This is a genomic window from Desulfoscipio sp. XC116 (assembly GCF_039851975.1).
GTDB lineage: Bacteria > Bacillota > Desulfotomaculia > Desulfotomaculales > Desulfallaceae > Sporotomaculum.
The window spans coordinates 3431276-3452030 of record NZ_CP156660.1; the positions used below are offsets into that span (position 1 = coordinate 3431276).

General features: G+C 41.5%; 16 protein-coding genes. 5 read left to right on the forward strand and 11 right to left on the reverse strand.

Annotation, left to right across the window (positions count from 1 at the left end; all coding sequences use genetic code 11):
* Positions 1 to 3: 3 nt before the first annotated feature.
* From ABDB91_RS16295 to ABDB91_RS16305, 3 genes are all read left to right on the forward strand, one after another.
* The gene (locus ABDB91_RS16295; protein ID WP_347488736.1) at positions 4 to 1257 is read left to right on the forward strand and encodes a HAMP domain-containing sensor histidine kinase; all 1254 of its coding nucleotides are present in this window, start codon (positions 4 to 6) and stop codon (positions 1255 to 1257) included.
* 79 nt (positions 1258 to 1336) lie between these two features.
* Positions 1337 to 2020 (forward strand): ABC transporter ATP-binding protein, encoded by a 684-nt coding sequence (locus ABDB91_RS16300; protein ID WP_347488737.1) that lies wholly within the window; start codon positions 1337 to 1339, stop codon positions 2018 to 2020.
* A complete protein-coding gene (locus ABDB91_RS16305; protein WP_347488738.1) occupies positions 2017 to 4431 on the forward strand; it encodes an FtsX-like permease family protein in 2415 nt (804 codons plus the stop codon). The genes ABDB91_RS16300 and ABDB91_RS16305 overlap by 4 nt, the downstream gene beginning before the upstream one ends.
* Before the next feature lie 103 nt (positions 4432 to 4534).
* On the opposite strand, the gene ABDB91_RS16310 is transcribed toward ABDB91_RS16305, so the two are convergent.
* The 3 genes from ABDB91_RS16310 to ABDB91_RS16320 form a co-directional block, all read right to left on the reverse strand.
* Positions 4535 to 6535, reverse strand: coding sequence for a methyl-accepting chemotaxis protein (locus ABDB91_RS16310; protein WP_347488739.1), 2001 nt, complete (start codon positions 6533 to 6535; stop codon positions 4535 to 4537).
* Between the two features lie 733 nt (positions 6536 to 7268).
* Entirely contained in the window at positions 7269 to 8168 is a 900-nt protein-coding gene (locus ABDB91_RS16315; RefSeq protein ID WP_347488740.1) for an RluA family pseudouridine synthase, read from the reverse strand.
* Positions 8169 to 8259: 91 nt separating this feature from the next.
* Complete coding sequence (locus tag ABDB91_RS16320; protein ID WP_347488741.1) at positions 8260 to 10752, reverse strand: cyclic nucleotide-binding domain-containing protein; 2493 nt, start codon at positions 10750 to 10752, stop codon at positions 8260 to 8262.
* 473 nt (positions 10753 to 11225) lie between these two features.
* Between ABDB91_RS16320 and ABDB91_RS16325 the strand changes: the two genes are divergently transcribed.
* Positions 11226 to 11555, forward strand: a complete 330-nt coding sequence (locus ABDB91_RS16325; protein ID WP_347488742.1) for a nucleotidyltransferase domain-containing protein — start codon at positions 11226 to 11228, stop codon at positions 11553 to 11555.
* A 132-nt stretch (positions 11556 to 11687) separates the two neighbouring features.
* On the opposite strand, the gene ABDB91_RS16330 is transcribed toward ABDB91_RS16325, so the two are convergent.
* Positions 11688 to 12413, reverse strand: a complete 726-nt coding sequence (locus ABDB91_RS16330; RefSeq protein WP_347488743.1) for an SIMPL domain-containing protein — start codon at positions 12411 to 12413, stop codon at positions 11688 to 11690.
* A gap of 453 nt (positions 12414 to 12866) precedes the next feature.
* Between ABDB91_RS16330 and ABDB91_RS16335 the strand changes: the two genes are divergently transcribed.
* On the forward strand, positions 12867 to 13466 hold the full coding sequence (locus tag ABDB91_RS16335) for a poly-gamma-glutamate hydrolase family protein (protein ID WP_347488744.1): 600 nt from the start codon (positions 12867 to 12869) through the stop codon (positions 13464 to 13466).
* A 12-nt stretch (positions 13467 to 13478) separates the two neighbouring features.
* On the opposite strand, the gene ABDB91_RS16340 is transcribed toward ABDB91_RS16335, so the two are convergent.
* The 7 genes from ABDB91_RS16340 to ABDB91_RS16370 form a co-directional block, all read right to left on the reverse strand.
* Positions 13479 to 14312 (reverse strand): methyl-accepting chemotaxis protein, encoded by an 834-nt coding sequence (locus tag ABDB91_RS16340; RefSeq protein ID WP_347488745.1) that lies wholly within the window; start codon positions 14310 to 14312, stop codon positions 13479 to 13481.
* A 329-nt stretch (positions 14313 to 14641) separates the two neighbouring features.
* Complete coding sequence (locus tag ABDB91_RS16345; RefSeq protein ID WP_347491631.1) at positions 14642 to 15472, reverse strand: protein kinase; 831 nt, start codon at positions 15470 to 15472, stop codon at positions 14642 to 14644.
* Between the two features lie 15 nt (positions 15473 to 15487).
* The gene (locus ABDB91_RS16350) at positions 15488 to 15808 is read right to left on the reverse strand and encodes a zinc ribbon domain-containing protein (RefSeq protein ID WP_347488746.1); all 321 of its coding nucleotides are present in this window, start codon (positions 15806 to 15808) and stop codon (positions 15488 to 15490) included.
* 246 nt (positions 15809 to 16054) lie between these two features.
* Positions 16055 to 17065: a methyltransferase gene (locus ABDB91_RS16355; protein WP_347488747.1), complete on the reverse strand. Its 1011-nt coding sequence runs from the start codon at positions 17063 to 17065 to the stop codon at positions 16055 to 16057.
* Positions 17066 to 17868: 803 nt separating this feature from the next.
* The gene (locus ABDB91_RS16360; protein WP_347488748.1) at positions 17869 to 18978 is read right to left on the reverse strand and encodes a toxic anion resistance protein; all 1110 of its coding nucleotides are present in this window, start codon (positions 18976 to 18978) and stop codon (positions 17869 to 17871) included.
* A gap of 24 nt (positions 18979 to 19002) precedes the next feature.
* A complete protein-coding gene (locus tag ABDB91_RS16365) occupies positions 19003 to 19185 on the reverse strand; it encodes a hypothetical protein (protein WP_347487748.1) in 183 nt (60 codons plus the stop codon).
* Between the two features lie 261 nt (positions 19186 to 19446).
* On the reverse strand, positions 19447 to 20727 hold the full coding sequence (locus tag ABDB91_RS16370; RefSeq protein WP_347487749.1) for an IS110 family transposase: 1281 nt from the start codon (positions 20725 to 20727) through the stop codon (positions 19447 to 19449).
* Between the last annotated feature and the right edge of the window lie 28 nt (positions 20728 to 20755).

A 20755-nucleotide genomic window follows, 5' to 3' on the forward strand; every position in this document is an offset into this window, starting at 1 on the left:
TAAATGAATTTATTAGTTAATAAAGAAGTAAAAAACTTTTTAATATTACTGGCGCTGGTATTTTTTCTCGGCATTATACTCTCTCAGATCATTGCCTACATACATGCCGTCCATTTTAAAAATGAGATAATCGTGCATGACTATGAGGTTGCAGGATATTTGAAGCAAAAACACCCGGAACTGGCTTTGGAAATTCAAGAGGCATTCACGGCAGATAAGTTACCCAACCACATTGAAACAGGCAAGGCTCTGCTGGAACAATCCGGATACAAAAATAGTATCGAATTGCATTTAATACCCCGAATGGATAAGTTTCACAAAACAATCAAGGCAAACAACTTGATATTTTCCACTGTGTTTCTTCTTGTAATATTGCTTATTGTTTATATATTTTTAAAAGCCCATTACCAAAAAATAGATCAATATAACTATGACGTCAGCAAAATAATGAATGGGGAAATTTCCACCAGACTTGCTGATAATGGAGAAGGAAGCTTGTCTAAATTGGCGACATCAATTAATACATTGACTGCATCACTCTATACCCATATCGAAAAAGAGAAACAAAACAGGGGTTTTTTAAAGGATATTTTAACTAATGTGTCTCATCAGCTAAAAACCCCCCTGTCTGCCCTTACTATGTATACTGATATCATGAGAAATGAAAATACGGACAATGAAGTGATAGTAAGATTTTTAAATAAAAGCGAAAAGGAACTTGGACGTATGCAAACCCTGATAGCCAACCTTTTAAAGATGGCTAAATTAGATGCAGGAATCATAGAGCTTAATAAAAGTACCTATAATGTTAACGATATTATAAAACAGGTGGCGGAAAGTTTTGATACGAGACTGTCCAAAGAACAAAAAACTTTTACCGTAAAATCGACCGGTAAGGTGTCATATCTCTGCGACAGGGAATGGATGTTGGAAGCTGTAAGTAATTTATTTAAAAACGCTGTGGAACATACGGAAGCCGGAAACCACATCAGGACCCGGATTGAAGAAACTCCGCTGATAATAAAAATAGCTTTCGAAGATAATGGGGAAGGCATTCACCCTGATGATATCAATCATATTTTTAAAAGATTTTATAAAAGTAAGTTTTCGCAAAACAAGCAAGGCACCGGCATAGGGCTTAGTTTAGCGAAAACGATTATTGAAATGCATGGCGGGTTTATATCCGTAGAAAGTACGTTTAAAAAGGGAACAAAATTCACTGTACATTTGCCGAACTTACAGAATTGTAAGGTTTAATTCATATCAGAGTAAGGTTGACAGGTTATTCTATGTTTGTTCTAAATGAACGAATAAAATAATAACCGGGGTGGTAAGCTTGGAAATCCTAAAAACTGAAACTCTATCAAAAACTTACGGCAAAGGCGAAACAAAGGTGGAAGCTTTAAAGGAGGTGTCCTTTTCTGTTTCCAAGGGTGAATTTGTTTCCATTGTTGGACCGTCGGGCTCAGGGAAAAGTACGCTCCTAAATCTGCTTGGAGCATTGGACATACCAACATCGGGCAAGGTCTTTATAGACGGCCGAGATATCTTTACGATGCAGGAAGAGGCTCTGGCGGTTTTTCGCAGACGTAACATAGGATTCGTCTTTCAAGCATACAATCTTGTTCCTGAATTGAATGTTGAGGAAAACATAATCCTGCCATTACTGTTGGATCATAAAAAACCGGATCAGCAATATATTGACGAATTGCTATTTACCCTGGGATTAACCGAAAGGAGACACCACCTGCCCAGTCAACTTTCAGGAGGACAGCAGCAGCGCGTGGCTATTGGACGTGCCCTTGCAACCAAACCCGCGATCATTTTGGCCGATGAACCGACAGGAAACCTGGACAGTAAAAACAGCAGAGATGTAATTAACCTGATGAAGTTTTCCGTGGACAGGTATAAGCAGACCCTGATTATGATTACGCACAATGAAAACTATGCATCCTTTGCAGACAGAGTCTTTCAAGTTAAGGATGGAGTAGTTACCGAGCTTGGAGGTGGGCAAAGATGAAAAATTACCTGGCACTTGCTCCCCAATACCTGTCGGCACATCAAAAAAAGACAAGATTGACCATAGTTAGTGTGGCACTTTCGGTTGCTCTTATCACCGGAATATTCTCTATGCTGGATATTTTTTTGCAGTTTGAAAAGCTGCAGGTGATTCATGATTATGGAAATTATCATCTTGCCATTATAGATGCGTCCGAAAAGGAGACGTCCACCATTAGAAACCGGATTGACGTTCAAAATTCGGGAAGGTGGAAAAACCTTGGAGATGGAAGCATAAACAAGATCTCTTGCAGACTTGGGGCGCTGGATAAAGCTTTTGCCAAAAATATGAATATTAAAATAACCCGGGGGAAATATCCAACCGCAGAAAACGAAATAATGATCGAACAATGGGCAACTGAAAAATTATATTTAAATGTAAATATTGGTGATAAAGTTAAGATCTCTTTTGCTGACAATAACCAAGGAGAATTCATAGTAAGTGGAATCTATAACGATTTGGGTAACATGAAGGCGGCGGGTATACCGGGAGTATTCTTATCTATGTCCGGCGCCGATGAGATAGCGTCCGGGAAAATGAATTTATATCTTGTTGAATTTAAGGAAAGAGTAAACATCAACCAGGCGGTCAACGACATTAAAAGGACACTTAACATTACCGATGATAGAGTGGAACTAAATAATCATTTGTTGGCAGTAATAGGACAAAGTAAACACAAGGCTGCAGTAGGGTTGTATACCATAGGCGCAATTTTGTTTTTTATAGTCCTTATTGCGGGCGTAGTGATGATATATAACACCTTCAATATTTCGGTAATGGAAAGGGTGCGGCAGTTCGGGCTCCTAAGGTGCGTCGGCGCGTCGCAGTCACAGATAAAAAAGCTGGTTAAAAGAGAAGGGCTTATTATAACCCTGCAGGCAATCCCATTGGGAATCAGTGCAGGCATACTGATGACTTTTGCTTGTTCCGCTATACTTAAGTATTTTAATAATACCCTTTTCGGGGAAATTCCCTTGTTCAGCATAAGTATAACAGGTATGGGTGCCGGGATAGTCATCGGTTTTTTGACCGTGTTTATGGCTTCATTATTGCCGGCCCGAAAGGCGGCACAGGTTTCTCCCGTAAATGCTGTAACGGGCAACGATGATATAATATTCTCCAAAAGAAAGAAACAGAGTTTTCTAACAAAAATTCTTCATGCTGAAATTGCTATGGGTATAAACAATGCTGTGATGAAGAAGAAAACGCTTTTTTTGATGTCCAGCTCCATTGCGATTAGCATCATCATGTTCCTGGGCTTTAACGTATTTATCAATTTTATGTATGCTTCTCTTAAAACTATCAAGCCATACACACCTGATATTTCTCTGGTATCGGAGCAGGGCCTGGATAACGAACTATATAAAAAATTATCGGGTATAAACGGCGTTAAACGGGTTTATGGAAGAATGACCGGCTATGTTGACGCCACCTTTGATGCCACCAGATTGACTGACACATATAAAGATAATGTAAAAGGAATTACGGTAAAAGACAATGGTTTATTTGTGCCTCCTGAAAAGTCCTGGCTCATTTCCTATGATAAAAGCCAATTAAATTGGGCTAGAGCTGATTTGATTGCCGGAAAGCTTTCAGAGGCTGAAATAAATGAAAAAAATGGGATTATAGCAGTTGCCCAAAACATAAGAAAAAATATTTCAATGGAAACCGTTAATTGGCAATTAGGAGATAAGGTTTACATTACAACCCCCAATGGAACGAAAGAGTTAACAATTATAGGAATCTTGCGTTCCGTACCCTTTAGCACTACAGAACCGACATTAGCCGCATTTATTACAACAGAAGCGTTATTTAGCAATCTAACCGGCAAATCTACATATAAAGCAGTAGATATTCAACTTAATAATAAAAATGATGAGCAGGCCGTTGATGCGATAAAAAGTCAAACGGATGATACCATGTCTTTCCTCGATATGCGCCAAAAAAATGCCGAGATTAACCAGATTTATTTAACAATGGCTGTGTTTGTTTACGGTTTTGTTGTGGTAATAGCTTTAATCAGCTTTTTAAACATCATCAACACAATGAACACAAGCATTGCGTCAAAAACCAAGTATTTAGGGGTTATGCGTGCCGTTGGCATGTCGGGCACGCAATTAAATAAAATGATTCTGATTGAAGCAGCGACATATAGCCTGACCGGATGCCTTATAGGATGCACTCTCGGAGTTATACTGCAAAAGGTATTGGTTTTAAATTATCTTTCGAGCCTTCATGTGCCCTGGGTATTTCCTTTAATGGAAATTATCTTGATATTAATACTCACTTTATTGGTAACAATGTTTTCCGTTGTTAGTCCTTTAAAACAAATAAAATCAAAAGGCATTTCAGACATTGTCAATTCATTTTAAATCTACCTGTAGCTTAAAAAGGACTTCCATCTTTTGCGATGGAAGTCCTTTCTGTGTGCATTTGCAAATTCACTTTTAGCCCGCGATAACGATAACCCATTGTTTATAATTTATTTTCTTTATAAGTATCTGATTCTGAATCAGGATAATTATCCGACTCTGAATCAAGGTGATCTTGTTCTTCATTTACGTTAAATCTTGCTACCGCTCTTTGCAGCTCTTCAGCAATATTGGCTAATACTTGAGCCGCACCGGTTACCTGCTGTATAGAAGCAGCAATTTGTTCATTAGACATGGTAAGCTGCTGTGTGTTTTCCTTGGCTTGCTTAGCGCCACTAGCAACATCTTGAATTATTTTTGTATTTTTTTCAACGGATGCAATAATTTGTTTCAGTGAAACGCCTGCATTATTAGCGACCTGCACACCCTCATCAACTTCCCTAACTCCATGTTCTATCGCATTTACAGCCTCTCCCACCCCGGTTTGGATCTCCTTGATTAAATCAGTAATCTTGTTGGCGGCACCGGCTGATTGTTCGGCTAATTTACGAACCTCCTCCGCCACAACTGCAAAACCACGGCCATGTTCCCCCGCACGTGCAGCTTCAATGGCGGCATTTAAAGCCAAGAGATTGGTTTGATCTGCAATATTGGTGATAGCATTAATAATTTCTCCAATTTGGTTTGATTGATCTCCAAGTTTTTGTATAGCAATAGCTATATTTTTTGAAGAAGAGGCAATAGAGTCTATTTTAGCCACTGTCTCTTGTACCGCCTGATTGCCCTCCTGAGCAGCGTTTTGCACCTGCTGTGATTCATTGGCGGCCTCTTCTGCGTTTTCCGCACCATGGGATGATTTGGCTGCGACTTCATTAGTGGTACCGGCCACCTCTTCAATTATAGCGCTTACCTCTTCGCTGGTAGAAGCCAGTTCCTGGCTGTTTGATGCTACCTGTTCCGAGATTCCCGCCACATTATTAATGAGATCTTTAAGCTTGGTAACCATCTCGTTAAAGTTTTCCGTTAAGCGGCCTATTTCATCGGAGCTTTTTGACTTTATCATAACGGCTAAGTTCCCACCGGCTACTTCTTCTATTATTTTATTAAGAGAAACAAGAGGTTTAAATGAACGGCGCACAATAAACCAAAGGAACGATAGCAAAACAACTACTGAAATGACACCAAGAAGCACGCTTAGGGTTACATGGTGAGAAATCGGTGTTGTTAAAGCTGCTTCAGGAACAATAACACATAATGACCAACCTGCCAATTTAACGGGATTATAGAAGCTATACTGCATTTCCCCATTGTATTCCGATAATTCCCACCCACTTTTTCCGGCTACCATTTGACGGCATACTTCTCCGCTTTTCCCACTTAGTTCGGTGCCGTTAGCTTTCATTATTAAAGTTTCGTCCGGATGTGCTACAAAGTTTCCTGCCTGGTCCAATAAAAAAGCATATTCATTATCGTGTGACTTAACTGAAGCAACTATATTCCGAATAGTTCCCACGGATAAATCTATCCCAATCAACCCCAGAAAGGTACCGTCCTTTTGTACAGGGTATGTAACAGAGACAACAATGTGTCCATCTTCATTGCTTACATCTTCATGGGGCTTTGAAAAATACAATTCATTTGCGTTCTTGCCTTCGACATAAAATTCTTGAGCATCAAGCCAGTAATCCTCAGGGGAGTCCCACTCATCCATTGTATAAGCGTTTTGACTGACCTCAGAACAATAATATACCTTAAATATGCGTTCATCTTGGGCAGCTACTGCGCGAACTGTAGAGAGAAAATTCTCATATTCCGGCTTTCCCTTGTAGGCATTCACGCTGCGCTCATTGATAATTTCCGCAAAATCAATAATATCATCTGTATTTGCCAACGATATAGCAAGCCCAGCATATTTATTCAGGTAAGACTCGATCTCTGCCGAAGTACGTTTGACGGATTCAGTACTACTTGTTTCTGTCGCGTCCCATCCCAAACGTGCCATCCAAATTGCATTTCCGGTTATCATAACTGCAAAGCATATTACAACTAAAATAGCGCATGGAATTAATAATTTTGCAGCCATAGAATTTCGATACCATTTCATTCTTCGCACGACCTCCATTTTAAATTTAAAAAACACAATACAAAACCAAGCAGTTTAATCTCACTGCTCAATACTTACATAAAATTGTTAGCCCACTTAAACACGCCCCTGTTCTAAATTGTAAAAATTATAATAATACATATATTTAATATCATTCGACATATTCCTGCCTTATAGGAAAATTTTTTTTATCGAGGAATTTTTGCCCTGGTTTTCTTCCATGCCCTTCCATGCAATACTTTCGACATTTAAATTGAGCAATAAAATAAACCGCGCCTTTCGAGACGCGGTCACTCAGATTACTAATCAACTCGATGCCGCTTCATAAACAAAAAAACGAAATTCCGCGACAATCCAACAGGTGCCCATATACATACGACACGCCGGAACCGTATGGCAATAAATTACATGGAACAAATCTTTCTTATAAGCGTCTAATTAAATTAAAAGAGAAAATTCCTTGCTAAGCTTACTATTTTTAAAACTTAATATAAACAACCGTTGGCAATTCGCCGCCCAATAAAACGAGCATATTGCTCATTAAAGGAGGCTGACAGTATGTTAACTGCCATTTTTATGGTACTGCTAGGCACGTTCGGTATCCCACTGCTGACAAGAAAGCTAACGAATCCCAGAGATTTAACTGATAATTAACCGGTCAACCGGGGACTGGATGCAGTATTTAAGTTTGCTGATCTAACCGGCAGGCTAGCTTACCCTTTTGTTTATCTCCTTATTGATTAATGCTGTGAATTGACTCGTTTATTAAAGATGTTAAATCAGCCGGCAAGGGGGCCACCAATTGCATGTTCTCTCTTGTAACAGGATGGCTAAACTCCAAACGCCAACTATGTAAAGCCTGACGCCGGATCATATTTAAACTGCCCCCGTATAAGTCATCTCCCATTAAGGGATGGCCTAGATGGCTCATATGTACTCTGATCTGGTGGGTACGACCTGTTTCTAACCGCAATCTTATCAAACTGCCGCCGGCGAAACGCTGCAATACGGTAAAATGAGTAATCGCTTCTTTGCCCCGAGGTGTTATACCAAAGATAAGAGAGTCCTCATAGGGCCGGCCGATAGGCAAATCAATTATTCCCGAATCCATTACTATCTGGTTATGCACCACTGCTAAGTATTCCTTTCGGCATCTGCCGTTTTGCATTTGTTGGGAAAGTTGATGGCAGATGTAACTGCTTTTGGCAATTAAGATAACGCCGGAAGTGTCTTTATCCAACCGGCTGACCGCTCTGAATTTACTATTATGCCCTTGCAGCTGCCAATGGTGAATAACACCGTTAGCCAAGGTATTCAGGGTATGATAGGAAAGCGGATGCACCAGCATGTTGAATGGCTTGTTCACTGCCAGGATATGCTCATCCTCAAAGAGAATATCTAATGGTATGTCCTGGGGTATTACCGGTTGTTCAAAATCATCCTGAAAGTGCACCCGAATTAAATCGCCTTCTTTTGCCAGCGTATTTAGACGAACCGTTTGACCGTTCACCGTAAGTCCGGCACAGCGTTTAACCCTTCGTATTTCACCACGGGAAAATTTCAGATGGTTCTTTAGTATTTGTGAAACTTTTTGGTTATTGTTATCTTTTGTAACCCTATATTCGATGTGCATGATTGTTTCACCCTTCACATTAACGCAACAGAATGAATTGGAGCACAATCTTTGATATCTCCTATGTTACGAAAGGGTTGCAATTCTGCTCCTAATTCTCCTTCAATATTAAGATATCCCAGATAAAGCCTTTTAATTTATGTAGGAATTCCCCAATATTAGCTCCAAAACCATGTTTAACAGTATTTGATTTTTCAGGCAATTTTCCTTCTGCATGCAGAATTACCATTACAAATGTAATAATTGTCATTAGCAAGCCGATCGAGAACATGACGGCTGCTCCTATTTCAAAAGCAGAAACATAAAACGCTTGATCAATCCCCGCGGGAGTATTAAAACCTAGCCCTATAAAAATTGAATTCACACCGGGTATAAAATGAAGATGATAAATTATATGCCCGGCTGTAACTAAAGGAATAAAAGCAAAAACCAGCTTAATCCGTGTAGATGTCGCTTTAGTTTTAAAAGGCTTGGCAATAAGCCACGTTATCAAACCGGCACCAACTGCAATTCCCCAGTAAGCAATACTAAACCATAAGCGCCACACGGAATCCGGCCATGTCGATTGTAGCGGCCCCAAATAATTCAGCGGGACTAAAATTGCTAAAATTACCCCGATAAAAAGAGCAAAACCTTGGTTAACCCTAACCAGGTGCCATACTTCCCGGCCCGGAATCCGAAGATTTAATTGCACCGAGCCATTGGGACAATTGCGCACGCAATTGAAACAAAACTTACAAGCAAGATTATTATCGAGGTACGGTAAATGTTGAAACATTGGGCACCCGGGAACGCTTCCATTACCGACATAGCACTCATTAGTCGTACATTTATTAAGACAAATCGTGGGGTCCGCTCTTATTTCAAGTATGGAACCGATAGAAGCTATACCCACAAATCCCCCCAGGGGGCAAAGGTAGCGACACCATGTATGACGGGTAAAAATAATACCTACAATTATTGCGGCCAGCTGGAAAGCCGATAAAAGCATTACAGTATTTTTAGGACTGGTACGCAATCCAAAAATAACTTCTATCCAGAAGATAAATAGAAATAAAAAAGTAATAAACAAATAATCGTACTTTTGCAGCCAATCCGGAACAGGTTTATTCAGGTGCAGTTTTTTTTGAACTAACTCCATGATAAACGCAAAGGGACAGATAGTACACCATAGCCTTCCAAAAGAAATTGAGATTATTGCCAGAACAGGCCACCATAAACCCCAAACTAAAATAAAAATAGAGTTAGTCATAGCTATTTGGGGAGCCAATATTAACAATAGAATTATAGATAAAAATACAGCTGCAGAAAAACGCCTGATCCAGGAGATAAATAATCCTCTTTTAAATATATTTTCTATTTTAGGCCACAGAAGAAGATTAACCGTTCTTCCGATTCTCTCCGCAGTCGGACCAAAAAAGATGTGTTCCACCCCGATTAAATTATTTTCGGCCAGGAAAAACGCCCTTTTCATAACTCGAATTAGCTCGGTTACATTTCCCAGTCGATAATGATGGGAAAGAAGCAGTTTACTTGCTTCTTTAGTGAGAACAGGGCTTGTTTTATGATGGTTACGGGCCAATTTATCTAAAATACCCTGAGCTATAATTGGAATATCTTTTTTTCGTTCACGTAAAGGTTTAATTGTATAAGTTTGGTTAAAACGCTCCCTTAGCTCCGGTATAATTCCGGGGGACAATTGCTCCGGGTTCCCTTGTAGACTGGCTATCACAAGACAGTTAAACTTCTTTAGACACTCAGCCAATTTAAACTGGACTCTGGGGGAAATTCTATTAATTTCCTTGAACAATAATGTTCCATTTTCAACCATTCCAAAAAGATTAAAGAGCGCAGCCAGATCATCTTCACCAGCTTCATACATCATATCGCTCCACTGCTGATCAAAATAACGCCCGTCAATAACTAAAAAGGCTGCCGATTCCCCGAACCGACGCTTATGTAAATACCAGGCCAGCACTTGCCGGCCTGTACCTCGTTCGCCGATTAAAAATAAGTTTTCCTTCGTATTGGCCAACTCAGCAATTTTACCTTCAACTTCCCTGGTCGTTCGGGCACTTCCCCAAACCCCGTAAAATTTATCCTTATAATGAGTTAGCTGAAAGGTCGAACGTACGGAATCTTTATATTTGGCATCCCATATTTCACTATTGGCGTTATGTAAATTATGGTATAGATGTTCAAGATATTTTTGATAAAGCTTAGGCCACCTTACGAGCATTCTCGTAAAATTCTGATGATTTAACACCAAAACACGGCAGTTTTCCAAACACCGCACCGTCGTCGGCGCAGGTTTTCCGGTAAAGAGCGAGATTTCACCAAAAGCATCACCGGGGCCAAAAAAACTAACCTTCCAAGAATTAATCCCCTGCTTTGAAACCAACGCTTCAGCCTTACCTGCAATTAAAACATAATAATTGTGTTCCGTTTGGCCTTGCTTTATGATCACAGTATCTTTTTGATACTCTCGCCACTTAAAATCATCCGCCAGTTGACTTAATTCCTGGTTGTTAAGATCGGCAAAGAATCGGACTTTCGATAAGCAATGCACTTTTTCAGTAATCATAGAACCTCCAACATCCGCAAAAGCGCCGGTTATTAAATTCCTTGGAGCCACTAACGTTTTCTCAATAATATAACAATTAGAATTCCAAAAAAGTCATAAGCCTGACCATATAGAGATTCCAAGCATTAAAAATTTAAAAGCCCCAACGGAATATTCCGTTAAGGCCCTAAACTTATTGCGGCAAATACTAAAAATTATAGCAGGAAATAATATGTTCGTTCTTAGATGCAAAAGGTAGCGGTATGCCTGTGGGTACGACTCAAAAGGACTTCTGGGATAGGTTTGTCGCAGCGGATGAGACTTCTCAGGCGCGGGAGTATTAGATGAATTGGAACATCTGGATGGAGACCTACTGGATACTCTATCGCAGTATTATATAGAATCAAGGTATACAGAAGATAGAGACGCTCTATTCGAAAATGCACTAAGGCTTTCACTGAAAATATATTGAAAAAGACGGGGGATGTTTTTGAATGGCTAAAAGACCAATTGAGATAAGTATAAAGAAATACCTGGAAAAACTTAGTGCAAATAATATCCGCGTTAAAAAAGCTATTCTTTATGGCTCGTATGCCAACGGAAAGGCTGATAAAGATAGCGATATCGACCTAGCCGTCATATCTCCGGATTTCGGGGTTGACAGCTTTAACGAAGCAATACTTCTAAGAAGGTTTAACCGGGGTATTGATCTGGATATTTCACCGCGACCATATTCAGAAAATCAGTATAATGCAGCCAAAAAAGGTGATTTTCTATATGATGAAATAATTCAGAAGGGTAAAGTAGTGTACGAAAAGAATTGATCAACGATGTTTTTCCCCGACATTTCCATTAGATTTTTGTTTTAACCACAAAAATGTTGGTCCCAGTTGTCTGAGCGCAAAAAAGAAAAGGACCATTTTTATGGTCCCCGTTTTTGCAAGCATTGGGTGCCATTAATTAATTAAATAAACTATCTCCGCACTGGCCCTAATTTCCGCTAACCCCGGGTTAATTGGAGTTGGCAAGGCACCACCCGCCCTGGCCCCATCAGCCATACTTTCCTTAAAGAGAATAGGTACCGGATCATTATACCAGTTACCATTGGCAGACTTAATACCCACAATTTTTTTCCCTAATGCTGCGGCAATAATCTCTGCTTTTGCCCGGGCGTCTTCTATTGCTTGGGTTAGAGCTTTAGCTTTTTGCTCCTCGCTGCCCTCAACATAAAATTCAATATTTTGGACCTGATTAATCCCGTTCTTCACCGCCAGATCCATAACTTTACCTATCATGGAGATATCCCGCACCGTAACCGTTATCTCGTTACGTACCTCATAACCACTGATTTTAGCGGATTTACCTTCCTCATGAATATATTGTGGATTAAGATTATATCCGGACGTATTAATGTCATTAAGAGAAATGCCACTGTTCTTCAAGGAATTTATTGCCTTATTTACCAGCTCAGTGTTTTTGGCTTGGGCTATTCCCGCCTCATCTGCCTCGGTAATTACAGCAAAATTTATATCAGCCACATTGGGGGCCAACTTGACAATCCCATTTCCGCTTACTGAAATAACGTTGGTTAGCTCAGTTTCGGCACTGGCGAAGCAAGTGCCGCCAAAGAAAAGCAGACATACGGTCGACAGCAATAAAATTAATAAGTATTTGCACTTCATTTTTTAAACCTCCCTTAATTAAATTTATCAAACTAAATGGGCATGCGTAAATATCATTCCTCCCTTAATAAACTTTGCTCCTTTTAACTAATCTGCTCAATAATCTGACGTTTTTAACCTATATATTGTTCCAGTGAACTCGTTCAGCTAAAGCTAGACATCGGAGCTTCAGATGGAGATTCCATCCCACCAAAAGTAAGAATAGAAACCCCCGCTTATAGAAGCGGCAGTCTTGAAATTTGATAAACAGCAGCCGGAACGGCTTGTTATCGAACCGCTATTATGAATTGGCAAATACGGACAATGTTACGTGGTATAATTAGTCAGTAAACTCGTTCAGATAAAGCCGAACATCGGAACTTCAGATGGGGATTCCACCTACCGAAAGTAAAGATAGAAACTCCCGCTTATAGAAGCGGCAGTCCTGGAATTCGATAAAAAATAGGTGATACTATGCCGGACCGTTATGGAAACTTTTATGAACTACAAGCACATGAAGCAGCAAATAGGGATTACCGGATTAAGACCAGAAGCGGCAAATATCCTATCCTTATTATGGCGCCGCATGGCGGGGCAATCGAGCCTTATACAGCTGGTATTTCCGAGTGGATTGCGGAAGATGATTTCGCCCTTTATATATTTGAAGGTATTAGAACAGATAATAACCGGGACTTGCATATCACCAGCCATCACTTTGACGAACCGTTGGCTTTAGCGGCCGCCGCCCAAGCCGATATTATCGTAACCATACATGGGCTTCGTAATGGGACTGAGGAATTCATCATGGTGGGCGGTTTGGATGAAGAATTGGGTAATGGAATAAAAACAACGCTAATAAAAGCCGGTTTTACCATTAAAGCAAGCACAGCCCAATATAGAGGCCAAAGACAGACTAATATCTGCAACCGCAGCCGCAGGAACAAAGGGGTTCAGTTGGAAATCACATTCGCCCTGAGAAAACGGCTATCTGAAGATGTTAACCTGAGGCAGTGTTTTATCAGGGCTATGCGTTCATTTTTGTTGGCGAGCGTGAAATCGATTGGCCATTGCTAAGATATGCGCCCTTTAGTTGTATATTTTTTCAGCCAATTCGCCAAGTGCTTTTGACATATCTAATATTTCATTTACCGACGCAGAAATCTCCTCAACGGAAGCGGATTGTTCTTCGGATACGGCTGCGATTTGATACAACTGCTCACTTTGTTCATTAACCAAGCTAGTAATTAACGAAAGGGTTTCAGCAATTTCCTTTACAGATCCGGCAGTTCTACCGGCAAGCTTGCGTATTTCTTCCGCCACGACATTAAAACCTCTGCCCTGCTCACCGGCCCTGGCAGCTTCAATGGCGGCATTTAACCCCAGCAGGTGAGTTTGACTGGCAATATCTTTAATTAAATTCAATACCATGTCTGTTTTGTTCACGTTCTCTTTAACGGAGTCTGCTTCCATGGATAAATTGTTTACGGTAGCCGCCAACTGTTGAGAACCGGCCGATAGATTTGAAATTGTTTGACTCATCACTTCAAGAGAACTTTCCAGCTTATCTGAATCGTCTTTTAAAGTATCCTGAACGGCCGTCGGTTGAAAAACACCTAAAGTTCCTATTACTTCACCACTTGGCATGACTATTGGCGCCACCATCGCCACATAGCCCACTTCATATTTCGATTCTTCCACCGGTACTTTTGCAGAAATCCTGCTGCCGTTTTGTAACACCTGATGAGTTATTGTACCGGTTTTAATTGGATCACCGGCTTTCGCCTTATGATCAAGATTAGTCCCGGGCTCATAAAAATAGTATTTTTCGCGATCACTTAAAGCCACCGCCGCTTCCTTGCCAAGGAGCATCTTTACTGTTTTAGCCATAGTTACATTTTCTGCCCATTTGTCTTCAGACATTTCTATCACTCCATTCCAATAAAAATATTGTTTAAGCATTAGACAAAAACTTGTATTTTCCTCTAATATTCAACAGTTACTTATAATATTCTGGGCAACCTATCATATTTTGCCTTAAACTGCAAACCGGTCTGCAACCGTGAAACACTTAATCAGCAGCCGAAGTGCCCCCAAAAAAAGGAAGGCCATTGGCCTTCCCAAAGCATAATCGCACATAATCGGCAAAAGCACATAAAATTCAACTGATCATTCATGTACGTTTACCTGCTGCATGCTTATTTTTTTCCTCAATATGTTTAAAATCATTATTCTTTTTCCACTGGCTGTCACTAAACTTCCGGGTCTTGAGAACACAAATAAGCCAGGGCCTCTGTGCTTGAGGTAAAACCCTCCCGGCTAAGTAATTTTTTAATAAATATTTTAAATGGTTCTGACAGCGGCAGCACTTCTTCCCAGCTTTCTTTAAAAAGCGCTTCATCCTCCACCCAGTTAGTAAACAGGTCCACAGCCACCACTCCGGCGCCGAAAAGGTCGCTGCGCGGTGATATTTCCCGGCGCAGCAGTTGGTAGGTGTAGGGTCCGGGCATATGCCGCAATGGCGGGCTACCGCTTAATGCCATGGATTTTTCTTTGCCTGGAGCAGACCTGAATTTCGTTTGCAAAGGGTCGGGACATAAAGAGAACTGCTGGGAATCAATAAACCTGGCCAAACCGAAATCAATCAAATAGAGCTTATTGCCGCTTAGCATGAGGTTGGAGAGGCGCAAATCGCGGTGAACTACGGCATCATGCTGACATGGAGGATTATGCAATACGTTTAAAATAGCCAGCAGTTGCCGGATAACCTCCTTGATTTCCGCCTCATTAAAGCGACGACCGGTATATATTAGATGACTCAGCGGCAGTCCTTCGATATACTCCTGCACAAGATAGTGCACATCTGCCAGTGAGAAAGCATCAACAAATCCCGGTATTTGGCGGTGATTGACCCGCTTGAGGATTTCCGCCTCCAGCCTGAATCTTAGCCTGGTATTTTCCGGTGCTTCATTATCCTCATTAATTACGGCCTTAATAGCATAGTTATAGCCCTCACGCACCGCTCTAAGCACTACTCCGTAACTTCCACCGCCAAGAGGCTCCTCAATTGTATACCCCCTAATACAAGGCTTTTCTTTTCAAGATGAAAAGATACGGCCTAAGAAGCCCTTGCGCTTGCGATAGTGTTTTGCGGAACTGCTGCCGTAGTGATGCCCGTGGGCATACGGAGGATGGTGCGGCGGCTGATGCCGTTTTTCCGGCATGTAGACCGGCTGTTCCCGCATAGGCTGCTGAACCGGCGCCTTCAAATCGCTGCCACAATAAGGGCAGGAAACCCAGGCCGGATCAACTTGTTTATGACAGGTATGGCAGGTAGTGTTTTTAATTACTTGGGCACCGCAAAAAGGGCAAAACATAAACTCTCCCTGCAGCATTTTTTGGCAATTAGGACATTGCATGTGTTAAGCCTCCTTTGGGCATAAAAAAGATTGTGAATGAATTATCTATATAAATATATTACCACAACTCACATATTTATACTAGAATATGCATGCAGAACATAATATATCCCAATATGTCAACAATAATATTATTGGTTTACTTTAAAAAAAGACGAACGCTCATTTGCGTTCGCCAGGTAAGAGAGATGAGAGAGTGGAAATCTAAACTACATAAAAAAGATAATCATCATTTTAAAGACTTACTTACTTGCGAGCAACTTCCATATCCATGGGCCCCATGGGGAAATCAACGGTAGTGCCGCGTACTGACTTAAAGCCCACCCGTATCATGGCATCAGCGATAAAACCCTGTTCAAATGCCATATCGCACCCTGTCATGGCTGCAGGCAGCCAACCCAGCACCATAATTTCGGGTTTAGTTTTTTCATGAGTCAAACCATCGGTGACCACAATACATACTCCGCCCGGATTAAGCGCATCATAGATCTTCTTCATTATGAAGTCGATATTATCTTTAGCAAAATTGAGCGTCGCTTTAGCCAAGATCAGATCGTAATTCTCTCCGATAGAGTCGGTAAAGTAGTTTCCCCCCATAACCTCCATCCTGTTTTCCATTTCATATTCCTTGATGAAGGCTTGACTTACCTTGACTACCTCCGGTTGATCAAAGACAACTCCTCTCATGCCGGGGTGTTTATCTACAATAGCCATACCGATTATCCCCGGTCCTCCGCCCAGATCGAGCATTCGCTGAAAGTTCTCGAATTCCGGCAACTGGGAGATAATTACAGCCAATTTTTGTGCCACTCCCGCCCTTTCGTAGTTGGCATTGTATACCGCCGCCCGTGCCCACCTGTCCGCGGAGCCCATGTCATCTTGTGATTGCAATGGAGGCCCCTCTTTTATAAGTCTGGGCAGTTCATGCGCAGCCTCCGACAGGTGAACATTATGCATAAAAAATTCTCCCAAATAGGTGGAACGTCCTTCTACCAGAAAAACCTCAGCTTCATAGCTATTTTTATACATACCGTTTCTCTTTTCCAAAAGACCACACGCTGCCAGGCCATCCAGGAAAAAACGTGTATTATCCGGCTCCCCACCGATTAAACGGGCCACATCAATGGCCGGTTTTGCTTCAATTAGATAATTGAAGACTTTCCACTCAATAGCCGTTAACAGCAGCTTTGATCGCATCCGCCCCATAAGCATGTCATACAGGTTTTTGAAACTGACATTCAGCTTGGGTAAATCCATTAAGAGCCCACTCCTTATTTTTCATTCATTTTCCTTTGCTTTACCAATCATTTGATTATACCGCCGTAATTTTTCTCACCAAACCAGCACCCGGTCGTTTTCCTACTATTTCAACCAACAAGTGCTATGCTAAATATCTTTGCTCATCCGACAATGATTTTCATTATCATTATAAAATTATACCAACCATGAGTGTTTGTCAAGAACTTTTGTCGCCGTCCTCCTGCCCAATCCCAGGCAATGCTTAGCTGTTGGCTTGTTTTTATATTAAAAAAGCATTTTAAATCTAAGTCCGAAGTCCTACAACATTTGGGAATAACAGCTCTTACCAATTTACGAGCAAATCTTTATGATAATATTATAAGAATTGGAGGTGTTTTGCATGCTTATTCGAATCTTCATTTCTGATAATTTCTTTAAACTCCAGCAAGACTTAAGAGACTGGCTGAATGAGAAGCAGCCCACGATCTCTAACTACGAGCTGGACACTGTAGATGATAAATTCATAATGATCGTTTCCTATGTCATATTACCTGAAGAACCTATATACCAAGCTTGGCCAGGTGGTATATCAGCGTCGGCACTTATAGCATCTTAACCCTTATTCGCAAGCAAATACCGGTATCCATTTATTATCCCGCTGCTTTTCTTACTTACCAGCCCCGGCACTTGATTACCTTCTTGCTAGAAACGGCACCTCAATTCCACACATAATAATTTAGATAACAATAATTTTCATAAAAAATAGCATCAGCAGCTTTTTCAAGATCATGCTGCTGACTTTTTCATGGACCTGTACACACTTAATTGATCATTTTCTTATTCTCAAACTCCTCCTTAAAAGCCAGTAATTTTTTACTGTCTTCCATCCTCTTCTTGCGCATATCCTCCTGAATTTGCTTGGTGTCTTCTATACCTTTAACGATTGTTTCCCATGACTTCTGCAGGGTCTCAATACTGACAAAACTGCCCGAGGCCAAACGTGCGGTCATTTTGGATTGCAACGCCGTATTTTGGGCATTTCTTAAAAGCAGTTCATTTGTTTTATCATCCAATGCTTGCATAGCCTTGGCTTGCACTGCCTGTCTTTTAAGCATGATTGATTGGATAAGACATTGCTTAAATATAGGCAACGTAATAATGAAGGCCGAATTTATTTTACGGATTAAATTATAGTTGCCGTTTTGAATGGCCTTAATGCTGGGCATAGTCTGCATAGCGATATTCTCCGCCAACTTTAAATCATGTACCCGCTGCTCCATCATTTCCAACATCCTGTCGGCATTATTCACCGCTAATTGGTCAAGCTGATTAGCGCTATTGTCCGCCTTTATTTGCATTTGTGGCAATAAATTATCTTTTACCTCATTGATGGCCAGTTCCCCGGCATAAATATATTGCTCCAGTTGTTCATAATATTCCAGGTTTTTCACAAACATTCCTTCCAGATTGTTATTAGTTCTATTGATTTCAGACTCATACTGCTTTAAGGTAACATAAATTTTATCAACCTCATCACCCATGGTGTGATACTTTTTAAACAAGGCCTCAATAGAATCTTTGGCTTTATTAAACAATTTTCCTAGAAATCCTTGTTTCTTGTCCTCAAAGTCCTTAATATCAAACTTGTCCATTATCCGGTTAAGTTGGATCAGCATATCTCCCGAATCTTCCACTTTGGTGGTTTCCATACTATGCAATATTTGATCGGAAAACTTGGCTATTTCCTCTGTAATGTTTGCCCCAAAGGTCATAACCGTATTGGCATTTTCCAGATCAATCTGTGCCAGAATATTATCCACCGCCGGAGAGTTTTGCACTTTAATCGCTACTTCCTGCTTTTGCTTCTCCAAATCAAAAGGAGCTGCTTCCACTACCTGTTCGGTTTGCCCTTGAGGGCGTGTGATCTTCAATGAAATTTCCTCCCTTAATAATCTTCAATTATCTTTAAATACCTTCGTTTTTCTTAGTTTTTCAATTTGTGCTTGGAGAGCTCGTCTCTTGTTATTTACATCAATGTGTAATTCTGGATGATGGCGTGTGACCTTCACCAAGGCCGCGTGTTTTTTGTATTGTGGCCAGTGGGATTCCACACCATCTCCCGGCAGCAAACCTCCCATGTCTTCCTGGGTCTCCGCCCGAAATTCCTTCGTCCTGCCTATCCAAGAGGTGGAACGTCAGTCATGCTCCTTAACCGGGTCTTTGCCCTAATGGAAAAATTCAACCTGACTGTCCCGGCTCTCCGTTCTCAAGGTGCGTTATAAAGCATGTGGATAATGTTTGGGTCATTCACATCATCGTCTGGATGGGCTGCGGCACTCTCCACTCGGCGATGATGTGCTTATGTTGTTTCTATGTTTTGTTAGGATGTCTCTACGTCTTTATGCGGCTGTTTTCACCGACTGTTGAATATCGCCCATCATCTTCTCCGGATTGTAATCAACGCCCTTGCTGAGAATGGCGTAGAATACACGGATGAGTTTTCCACAGAGGGCAACAATGGATTGCATCTTGTTTAGCGGGTTCTTTTCCCTGGTCAGGTTGCGGTGGTGCAGTTCCCTAAACTCCGGATTCTTGCCCAGGATGGCGATCATGGTCATGAACAGCCCATGTCGTAACCGCTTCCGTCCCCGGTGACTGATGGTGGTCTTTCCTTTGTGCTTGCCGGAACTGTTCTCTACCAGGTTGAAGCCGGCCAGCTTTTGTATCTGCCGTGGGTCTTCGAACCTGTGGATATCACCGGTTTCACCGACAAAGGTTGTGGCTGTAACCAAACCAACTCCCTTGATGCCCAAGAGTTTGACTGCGTTCGGAACTTGAAGCAACAGTTCCAATATCAGTTGTTCCAAGCGTTCAAGCTGTACACAGTACAATTCGTACTCAGCAAGCAGGTTCTGCAAGCTGGCTTCTGAAGCTACATGGCCGTTGGTTCTGCCAATGCTGTTGGTTGCAGCTTTTACCAGCGCTTGTGCTCTTTTTATGCCCACAGAGCGCTTTACAACTGTCCTCCAGGTGGCCAGTATTTTGTCCGCGCCGGCTTCCAAAACCTTGGCTGGTGTAGAATATATCCGAAGCGTCAGAAGCGCCGTTTTTCCTGTCCATTTCTTGAATACACCGTCAAACTCTGGAAACCGGATATCCAGCCAGCGAACAACCCTGTTGTGGATAGCAGTTAGCTGCTTTTGCAGCCGCTCTCTTTCATCCACCGCTTCCCGTAGTTCTTGATAGATCTTGTCCGGGATGTACACCTCCCGGTAACGCCCGTCTTTCACCAGCATGGCGATTGTCTTCGGGTCCTTGCGGTCATTCTTGGTGGGGCTGTTGTCATCCAGTTCCTTGGTGCGTTTGACATGGAATGGGTTGACTATGGCCAGTTTATGGCCTTGGCGCTTGAGATGGTCACCCAATGAAAACCAGTAATGTCCAGTGGGCTCAAAGCCGGCGATGATTTCCGACTTTCCTTGCTGCTTGCAAATGTCCTGCATCCATCGGTCCAGGAGTTTAAATCCTTCCGCCGTGTTGCTGAATTTCAGCAGCTTACCCAGTTCAATCCCTCTGTAATCAAAGGCTCTGGCGTAGTGGGTTTCTTTCCCAATGTCGATTCCGACTACCAAGGTTTCAATTCTGATTTGCATAATCTTCTCGTTTTGTGTACGCTTCATGTAGAGGCGCCTCCTCAATTTTGGTTTT